The sequence below is a fragment of the Ralstonia sp. TCR112 genome, assembly GCF_007997035.1.
In the GTDB taxonomy this organism is placed as follows: domain Bacteria; phylum Pseudomonadota; class Gammaproteobacteria; order Burkholderiales; family Burkholderiaceae; genus Ralstonia; species Ralstonia edaphi.
On the sequence record NZ_VOSS01000163.1, the window covers coordinates 1 to 2,680 of the forward strand.

Here is a 2,680-nt window from a genome sequence, read left to right on the forward strand (position 1 = left end):
CCCCCGGCAGGGGGTGAAAAGGGAGTGGACCACCAAGGCCCAATCCAACAACCAACGAACCAACATTCAAACCAAGGAGATCCCTCACCATGGCAAACAATCTCAACCTCGGTTTCATCGGCCTCGGCATCATGGGCGCCCCCATGGCAGGCCACCTGCGCGCCGCCGGCCACACGCTCTTCGTGCACGACGTCAACCCGGCACCCGCCGCGCTGGTGGAAGCCGGCGTGACGGTCTGCACGAGCGCGGAAGAAGTCGCCAAGCGCGCCGACATCATCTTCATCATGGTGCCGGACACCCCGCACGTTGAAGCGGTGCTGTTCAGCGAGAAGGGCGTCGCCAAGGCGCTGAAGGATGCCGGCAAGGACGCCGCTGCCAGCAAGATCGTCGTCGACATGAGCTCGATTTCGCCGATCGCGACGAAGGACTTTGCTGCCCGCATCAACAAGACCGGCGCGCAGTACCTGGATGCTCCGGTGTCGGGCGGCGAAGTGGGCGCGAAGGCTGCATCGCTGACGATCATGGTGGGCGGTGAGCAGGCTGCGTTCGATCGCGTGGCACCGCTGTTCCAGCTGATGGGCAAGAACATCACGCTGGTGGGCGGCAACGGCGACGGCCAGACCACCAAGGTGGCCAACCAGATCATCGTGGCGCTGAACATCCAGGCGGTGTCGGAAGCGCTGCTGTTCGCATCGAAGGCGGGTGCCGACCCGGCGAAGGTGCGTCAGGCGCTGATGGGCGGCTTCGCGGCCTCGCGCATTCTCGAAGTGCACGGCGAACGCATGGTCAAGCGTACGTTCGAGCCGGGCTTCCGCATCGAGCTGCACCAGAAGGATCTGAACCTGGCCTTGCAAGGTGCGAAGACGCTGGGCGTGGCGCTGCCGAACACGGCCACCGCGCAGGAACTGTTCAACACCTGCGCCGCCAACGGCATGGGCAAGCAGGATCATTCGGCGCTGTGCCGGGCGATCGAGATCATGTCGAACCACGACATCGCCTGAATGCGCGCCTAAGTTGTGTGCACTGTCGCAGCCTTCGGGCGGCGGCAGTTCTTTTTTGCTGTCTCCCCGCTTTCTGCCATGCACCACGACCAGTCTGCCCAGGCCGCCCTGCGCGCCGCCTTGCCCAATCCGTCGCCGCGCGCGCTGTTGCACGGCCTGTTTGATACCGCGGTGGCTGCGGTCAGCGCTGCGCAATGTCTGCCGGCATACCTGCCCGAACCGCCGCGTGGCCGCACCATCGTCATCGGTGCAGGCAAGGGCGCAGCGGCGATGGCCGAAGCGGTTGAGCAGCACTGGAAGGGCGAGCTGTCCGGCCTGGTCGTCACGCGTTACGAACACGGCCGTGCGCCCGGCACGCAGGGCCGCATCGAAGTGGTGGAAGCCTCGCACCCCGTGCCCGATGCGGCTGGCCAACGCGCCGCGCAACGCATGGTCGGCCTGCTCGAAGGTTTGACGAAAGACGACCTCGTGCTATGCCTGATCTCCGGCGGCGGCTCAGCCCTTCTGGCTGCACCGGCCGAAGGCCTGACGCTGGCCGACAAGCAGTCCGTCAACCGAGCGCTGCTCAAGAGCGGCGCGAGCATCGGCGAGATGAACTGCGTGCGCAAGCACCTCTCGTCGATCAAGGGCGGGCGCCTGGCTCTGGCGTGCGCACCGGCGCGCGTCGAGACGCTGCTGATCTCGGATATCCCCGGCGATGACCCGACGCTCATCGCCAGCGGTCCGACGCTGCCCGACGCCACCACCTGCGCGGATGCCCTGGCCGTGATCGACAAATACGGCATCGACGTGCCCGAAGCGGTGCGCCGTCATCTGGAAACCGGCGCGGGCGAAACACCCAAGCCCGGCGATGCACGTTTCGAAGGCCATCGCAGCCATGTCATCGCGACGGCCCAGCACGCGCTGAAAGCGGCTGCCGCGCAGGCACGCGCGCTCGGTTACGAGGCGCACATCCTGTCGGACAGCATTGAAGGCGAAGCGCGCGATGTGGCCGAAGTGCATGCCGGCATCGTGCGGCAGATCGTGGCGCGCAACCAGCCGTTCACCAAGCCGTGCGTGATTCTGTCGGGTGGTGAAACCACGGTGACCGTGCGCGGTAACGGCCGCGGCGGACGCAATGCCGAGTTCCTGCTGGCGCTGGGCGTGGCGTTGGATGGCCTGCCCGGAGTGCATGCGATTGCTTGCGATACCGATGGCATCGATGGCTCGGAAGACAACGCTGGCGCGATGTTGACGCCGGATAGTCTGGCGCGTGCTGAAGCGCTTGGGTTGCGGGCTAAGCAACTGCTCGACAACAACGATGGGTATGGGTTTTTTGATGCGTTGGGGGATTTGATTGTGACTGGGCCTACGCGGACTAATGTGAATGATTTTCGGGCGGTTTTGATTACCGGCTAATTTTTTGGGCGAGGGGTGGATGGAGGTTTTGGTTTTGTGGTGCATCCCTTGTTTCATCCCCTGCCGGGGCTGACTCACTTTCTTTGTCTTGCCAAAGAAAGTAAGCAAAGAGAGGCGCGCCCGATGCGGCGAACCCCTCCTTATCTGTCGCAAGGAGGGAGGGGAGGCAAACTCGCTGCGCTCAGACAGGCCTCCCCTCTTTTTCCTCCTTGCAACAGAAATTCAAGGCGCCGCATAGGGCAGGAAGGTCAAAGGCCAAACCATCGATCACCAGTGCAGCA

The 2,680-nt window shown here is 64.3% G+C and carries 2 protein-coding genes; both read left to right on the forward strand.

Annotation, left to right across the window (positions count from 1 at the left end; all coding sequences use genetic code 11):
* Positions 1-89 precede the first annotated feature (89 nt).
* Positions 90-1,001 (forward strand): 2-hydroxy-3-oxopropionate reductase, encoded by a 912-nt coding sequence (gene glxR / locus FUT88_RS24825; RefSeq protein ID WP_147219184.1) that lies wholly within the window; start codon positions 90-92, stop codon positions 999-1,001.
* A gap of 78 nt (positions 1,002-1,079) precedes the next feature.
* Entirely contained in the window at positions 1,080-2,399 is a 1,320-nt protein-coding gene (locus FUT88_RS24830) for a glycerate kinase (RefSeq protein WP_147219186.1), read from the forward strand.
* Positions 2,400-2,680 lie beyond the last annotated feature (281 nt).

Excerpts from the sequence above, each read along its gene's own strand:
- glxR (WP_147219184.1), top strand. The coding sequence starts at position 90 with ATGGCAAACAATCTCAACCTCGGTTTCATCGGCCTCGGCATCATGGGC.
- FUT88_RS24830 (WP_147219186.1), top strand. The coding sequence starts at position 1,080 with ATGCACCACGACCAGTCTGCCCAGGCCGCCCTGCGCGCCGCCTTGCCC.